Here is a 7,085-nt window from a genome sequence, read left to right as displayed (position 1 = left end):
ATATCAGGAGAGGGGAATAAAAGATGCTTTAGTCCTCTCTCCTAAGGTAGGAGAGAGTTAGAGTGAGGTATGAAAGGTTTTGATTTATTTCATTTTAGATTTGGAGATCTATAATGAATAGAGTTTAAATATTAATTTTATCAATAATATTTAGCAGTAAATATAGTATATTATCAATATTTTTAAGAATCATAACTAATTTTAAATTGTATATTGCCAATTAAAATTGGAGTGTTAACTATGGAGTTAAATATTATACATGTCGATATGGATGCTTTTTATGCCTCTGTAGAGCAGAGGGACAATCCCAAGTTGAAAGGTAAGGCTGTTATTATAGGAGGTAAAAGCAAGCGAGGTGTTGTCAGTACAGCATCTTATGAAGCAAGAAAGTATGGGGTTCATTCGGCGATGCCTATTGTTAAGGCACGACAATTATGTCCCCATGGCATTTATTTGCAGGGTAACCACTTGAAATATAAAGAGGTTTCTAATCAAATTAGAGATATTTTTTATAGATATACAGATTTGGTAGAGCCTCTTGCTTTAGATGAGGCTTATCTTGATGTAGAGGGAAATAATAAAAATAGTATTAGAATTGCCAAAGAGATTAAAAGAGAGATAGAAAGAGAACTTAAATTAACTGCTTCAATTGGAGTTAGTTATAATAAATATTTGGCAAAGTTAGCTTCTGACTTTAATAAACCAAATGGCTTTAAAATAATCTCTCCTTTTGAGGCAAAAGAAATTATCTTTCCTTTGGATGTGAATAAGCTATGGGGAGTTGGTCCTAAGACTGAGCAGAGATTAAAGGAGCTTGGCTTTTATAAAATTTCTGATATAGCTCAAGAAGAGAGAAGTTTACTGATAAGAGAATTTGGTAAGAAAGGCTATCAATTGTATCAGCTAGCTTGTGGTGAGGATTATAGGAAGGTTTCCCCACCTGGTTTGCCAAAATCTTTAGGTAAAGAGACTACTTTTAGATATGATACCAAGGATAAAGTGTTACTAAGAGATTATCTGAAAAATTTGAGTGAAGAGGTAGCTATTAGAGCAAGCAATAAGAAGATTAAAGGAAAGACTATTACTTTGAAAATCAAATATGAAAATTTTGAAGAATTATCACGAAGTAGAACCCTTGAAAGATATATTTGGAGACAGAAAGAGATTTATCGATTGGCAGAAATATTGCTTGAAGAGGTTGACTTAAATAAGAAGATAAGGTTAATTGGTATAACTTTGTCGAATATACTAGAAGATAGAGTTGAACAATTAAAATTATTATAACTTTGTTTGCTTATTAGGATATTAATGATAAAAAGATTAGAGATTTGTCACTGTTTTTAGAACAGATTAATTTTTTATTTGACATTTTTCAAGATTATGATATAATAGAGATTGTTAAGAGGAACACCTGTTTTTCTTACATAACAAAATTAGAGATTATGAAGTCTTGTAAACTAAAAATTAATTGTGTCCATTACCATAGACTTATTAAAAATTTGAGGGCAAGGTTACATTTTGTGAGATCCCCGGTTAACATTTTATTATATGTTAATTGGGGGTCTTTTTGTATTATAGTAACTTCATAATCAGTTTATATTCTAATAGTGGCTAAAAGATTTGCAATAATTGATTTTTCAGAATAATTGGAATATTTGATAGTGTTTTTTGAAAAAGTATCTATCTAATTATAGTGAATTATTATTATAGTGTTTACAGAACTGTCTTTTTGGAAATAATGTAAACACCGCTTCTTTTAAGGAAGCATGTTATATATTAAAAAAGATAATTTTATATGAGGGGGAGAATTATGGCTAATCAAGAACCAAAGGTAGCATATTTTTGTATGGAGTATGGAATTAATAGTGACTTTAAAATTTACTCTGGGGGATTAGGGATCTTAGCAGGAGACCACATGAAAGCTGCTTATGATCAAAATCGTGACTTAATAGGAATTGGTATGTTGTGGAAGCAAGGTTATAATGAACAAATTATTAAAAATGGAAGACCTTACAAAGCTTATCCAGTTGAAACAGAAAAGTATGATTTCTTACAAGATACTGGTGTAAAAGTAAAGGTAGAAATTAGAGATAGAGATGTTTGGTGTAAAGTATGGAAAGTAGATTGCTTTAATAATGCTGATTTATATCTATTGGATACTGATTTACCAGAAAACTATGCTGGTGATGAGTGGATTACAGATAGACTTTATGGTGGATTTAATGAGCACAGAATTGCTCAAGAGATGGTATTAAGTATTGGTGGAGTAAGAGCTCTTAGAGCTTTAGGTATTGAGCCTGATGTTTACCACTTCAACGATAGTCATCCTGTATTTGCGGGAATTGAGTTATTAAGAGAGAAGATGGAAGAAGGTATGTGGTTTGATGATGCATTAAGAGAAGTTAGAAAGAATGTAGTATTTACTACACATACTCCAGTTGCTGCTGGAAACGAAGTACATCCACATAAATTATTAAAGTATATGGGTGCTTACTTACACTTAAATACAGAGCAAATGGTAGCTATTGGTGATGCTCCATTTAGTATGACTGCAGCAGGACTAAGATTATCTAGAAATGCTAACTCTGTTGCTAGCTTACATGAACAAACTGCTAATGAAATGTGGAGTCATGTAGATGGTGCTGCTCCAATCGTAGGTATTACTAATGGTGTTCATAGAGGTACATGGACAGATGAAAGAGTAGTTTCTGCATTTGAAGATGGAGATACTGATAAGATTTGGAATGCTCACCAAGCAGCTAAACAAGACTTATTAGAGTTAATTGAAGAAAGAAATGGAGTTAAGTTAGATGCAAATAAATTATTAATTGGATTTGCTCGTCGTGCTGCTCCTTATAAGAGAAGTGACTTTATCTTTAGTAAGCCAGAAGTTATTGAAGAGTACTTGAAATCTGGTGAAGTTCAAATTGTATATGCTGGTAAAGCACATCCATTAGATAATAAGGGTAGAGAAATTGTTGCCACACTTATTGAAATGGCAGAAAAGTACTCTAATAGTGTAGTATTCTTACAAGATTACGATATGACTATTGGTGCTGCATTGACTAGAGGTTGTGACATTTGGTTAAATAACCCACGTAGACCTAAAGAAGCAAGTGGTACTTCTGGTATGAAAGCTGCTATGAATGGAGTATTAAACTTAAGTATCCTTGATGGATGGTGGCCAGAAGCTTGTAATCACGGTGTAAATGGTTGGGCTATCTCTCCAGATGGTGTAGAAGCTAAGACTGCTGAAGACTTTGAAGGTTCTTATGATGAAAAGATTGCCCAATTAGATGAATATGATGTAAATAATCTTTATGATGTATTATTAAATCAAGTATTACCTACTTATGCTGACAAAGAAAAGTGGGTAGGAATGATGAAAGAAAGTCATAAAGATACTTATGTTAAATTCTCTGCTGATAGAATGTTAAATGATTACTATAGATTAGTTTATGCTCCAGAGAATAACTAATAGTATTAATATTACAATCTAATTTTATACTATAATAATAGAAGGATGCCTATTTTGAGTTAGCTCAGGATAGGTGTTTTTCTGGTAATCATATGGCAAAATATTGAAATTGTTATTCCCCAATATTATATAATTTTTCAGTATTAAGCACTTTGTGAAAACGTGACTATTATGTTATAATTAATATATAGAAGACATATAATATTATATGTGGTTTTCTACTATAAGACTATAAGACTATAAGGAGGTCGAAAATCATGAGAAGTAAAGTAAAGTGTCAAGATTGTGGTAGTGTGAATTATACTATTGTAGAACATTGTTCAAATTGTAGTGGAGATTTGAAAAGAAAAGGTGAATCAAACTCTAGGGGTTTGATAAATTCTATCTTTTTAGCTTTAAATCTTCCATTTGTAGTTTGAGTTTATTTTTATAATAAATAAGAGTCAGCTTGTATACAAGCTGACTCTTATTTATTATAATCTTATAAGATTATATCCTCTAGTAGTTAGTGTTTAATAGATTTTATAATTTTAATTTAAGAATATATATATAGATTATACATAAGAATATTGTTATAGCATCGATTAATTTTAATTAGTAAAAGATATAGTTTATTTAAGATTACTTTAAATTATAGATTCTAAAGTGAGATTAATAACATTTGATTATATAAAAAAACATTAATATATTGAATATTAATTAATGAATTTCAATATATTCTAAATATAACAGGATATCAGGGTAATACTAAGTTATGATATGGTAATTATTTACTTGTCAAGAGAACAATATTTTAATTTTGGTTCAATAACAAGTTTTGTGATTAATAATAGTTATAGCTCAAAATATAACCTTAGGAATCTGGAATCAGGAGTCAGAAAGCTGTGAATTATACTGATTCCAGATTCCTGATAACCGATTTCTTATATTTTATTATTAGTTATCAATCTGATTTTTCACAAAAGTCTTGGAAGAGCTAAATCTTATCATAATGTTAAAATTTAAGTTTTAAGTGAATTATAAAGGAGTTTTTTATAATGATGTCTAATTTTAAGTATAAGTTAATAGTCGCTTATTCTTAATAATTTATTAAATTTGTTAAATTAATATATATAATTATCTAAAATAGAGGTGGTAAAGTGAGTAACTACTTGGATAGATTTTCTCCTGCTGAAAGAGTGTATTTAGAATATAGCGATGAACAGTTAGGTGTTCAATATAGTTCTGAGCAAACAAGGTTTGCTGTCTGGTCACCTAATTCTGACAAAGTAAGTTTAGTACTGTATGGAGAAAGGTTTGATGAAAAAGAGATTGATAAAACATATCCAATGGAAAAAAGAGAGAATGGTGTCTGGATAGTAAATATTTCTGGCAATCATAAGAATAAATTTTATCGATATAAAGTTGAACGTGATGAGGAAATCAAGTATGCAGTTGACCCTTATGCTAGGGCAGTTTCCCAAAATGGAGTTAAAGGAGCAATAGTTGATTTAGAAGATACAAATCCAACTGGGTGGGGAGAAGATAAAAGACCGATTTTGGAAAATATTGAGGATGCAGTTCTTTATGAAATGCATGTAAGGGATTTTTCTATTTCTGAAAATTCTGGAATGAAATATAAAGGAAAGTATTTAGCATTTACTGAAGAGGGAAGCAGATTAGTAGGCACAGATATTAAGACTGGGATTGACCATCTAAAGGAGTTAGGGATTACTCATATTCACTTGTTACCTGTATTTGATTATGGAAGTGTAGATGAGAGTAAGGATGAAGAGTATAATTGGGGCTATGATCCAATGAACTATAATGTGCCAGAAGGTTCATATTCGACTGATTCTACAGACCCTTTAGCTAGAATCAAAGAATTTAAAGAGATGGTCCTGGCTTTACATAAAAATGGAATTAGGGTTGTGATGGATGTTGTTTATAATCATACATATACTACTCTTACTTCAAGCTTTGGAAAACTAGCTCCTGAGTACTATTATCGTTTTAAAGATAATGGAGAATTCTCAAATGGTTCAGGTTGTGGTAATGAAGTTGCCTCAGAGATCCCTATGGTACGTAAATTTATTGTAGAATCGGTTAAGTATTGGGCTGAAGAGTACCATATTGATGGATTTAGATTTGATTTGATGGCTTTACATGATAAAGATACGATGAAATTGCTAAAGAAGACTCTTAGAGAGATTGATTCTAATATTCTAATTTATGGAGAACCTTGGATGGCTGATTATTCTCCATTACCTGGCGAAGCTCAAATGCGTAAAGGAGAACAGAGAGGTTTAGGAATTGGAGTCTTCAATGATAATTTAAGAGATGCAGTTAAGGGAAGTACCAGAGGAGAGGATAGAGGATATGCAACTGGAAAGATTAGTAATATAAATCATGTTAAAGAGGGGATTATTGCTGCTATAAATTCTTTTGCCACTAACCCAAATGAAGTAGTCAACTATGTATCAGCACATGATGATTTGCCACTATGGGATAAAATTGAGAAGAGCAACCCTGTAGATAGTAGAGCAAATAAGGTTAGAATGAATAATCTATGTAATGCTATAGTATTAACTTCTCAAGGTATTCCCTTCTTACATGGTGGAGTTGAGCTTTTAAGGACAAAGTATGGAGTAGCTAATAGTTATAACGCTTCTGATGATATCAATCAGATTGAGTGGGAAAGGAAGGCTGAAAATTTTCAAGCCTTTGCTTACTATCAGGGCTTAATTGAATTGAGAAGAAGACATCCTGCTTTTAGAATGACAGATGCTGAAGAGATTAGAGAGAAATTGGAATTTTTAAAAGCTGATGATGGTATAATTATTTATCAGCTAAAAGACAATGCTAATGATGATAGTTGGAAGCAGATAGTGGTTATTTTTAATCCAAATCATGAAAGTAAAGAGGTACTACTGCCTGAAGGGGAGACATGGAATATAGTTGTTAAGGAAGATAAGGCTGGGGTTGAAGTATTAGAGGTTATTGATAATCAGAGAGTAATAGTACCTAAAATTAGTACCATGATATTGTATAAATAAGGTACAAGAGGGGGAGTTAAGTATGGGAACTATAAATCAATTTATTGTCTTTAAGTTAGCTTCTGAAGAGTTTGGAATAGAGATTACTAAGGTGCAAGAGATTCTTAAACCACAGCCAGTTACTAAATTACCTCAAGCAGCAGGTTTTATTGAAGGAATTACTAATCTTAGAGGTGATATTATAACTATTATTGACTTAAGAAAGAGATTGGACTTTCCCCTTTCTAATCAGGGTGAGGATAGGATTTTAGTTGTTAAAATTAATGATATAGATGTTGGATTTATAGTAGATGATGCTTCTGAGGTGATTAGAATTGAAGAAGAACAGATTGCTGCTCCTAAGCAAGGTATAGCAGGAATTAAGACTGAATACCTAGAAGGGATTGCTAAGCTAGAAGAACGTTTGATTATTCTATTAAATCTTGATAAATTATTGACCACTGAAGAGCAGGTTAAGATAGAGCAAATATCAGAAACACATCAATAATAAAAAGGGGCTGTCTCAGAATAGTTTTTAAAAACTATTCTGAGACAGCTAAAAAACCTCCATATGGACTGTCTCTTATACACAT

The 7,085-nt window shown here is 31.4% G+C and carries 5 protein-coding genes; all 5 read left to right on the top strand.

The features are described from left to right. Positions 1 to 240: 240 nt before the first annotated feature. Positions 241 to 1,284, top strand: a complete 1,044-nt coding sequence (locus ACTCDL_RS12975; RefSeq protein ID WP_463177446.1) for a DNA polymerase IV — start codon at positions 241 to 243, stop codon at positions 1,282 to 1,284. 526 nt (positions 1,285 to 1,810) lie between these two features. Then, positions 1,811 to 3,478, top strand: a complete 1,668-nt coding sequence (gene glgP / locus ACTCDL_RS12970) for an alpha-glucan family phosphorylase (RefSeq protein WP_463177442.1) — start codon at positions 1,811 to 1,813, stop codon at positions 3,476 to 3,478. A 257-nt stretch (positions 3,479 to 3,735) separates the two neighbouring features. After that, positions 3,736 to 3,897: a hypothetical protein gene (locus ACTCDL_RS12965; protein WP_463177438.1), complete on the top strand. Its 162-nt coding sequence runs from the start codon at positions 3,736 to 3,738 to the stop codon at positions 3,895 to 3,897. Between the two features lie 720 nt (positions 3,898 to 4,617). Continuing rightward, positions 4,618 to 6,513: a type I pullulanase gene (gene pulA / locus ACTCDL_RS12960; RefSeq protein ID WP_463177435.1), complete on the top strand. Its 1,896-nt coding sequence runs from the start codon at positions 4,618 to 4,620 to the stop codon at positions 6,511 to 6,513. A 22-nt stretch (positions 6,514 to 6,535) separates the two neighbouring features. Beyond that, positions 6,536 to 7,000 (top strand): chemotaxis protein CheW, encoded by a 465-nt coding sequence (locus ACTCDL_RS12955; RefSeq protein ID WP_463177432.1) that lies wholly within the window; start codon positions 6,536 to 6,538, stop codon positions 6,998 to 7,000. The last annotated feature ends 85 nt before the right edge of the window (positions 7,001 to 7,085 follow it).

The sequence above is a fragment of the Orenia sp. genome (assembly GCF_055140805.1).
This window is presented reverse-complemented; position numbering and strand designations above follow the sequence as displayed.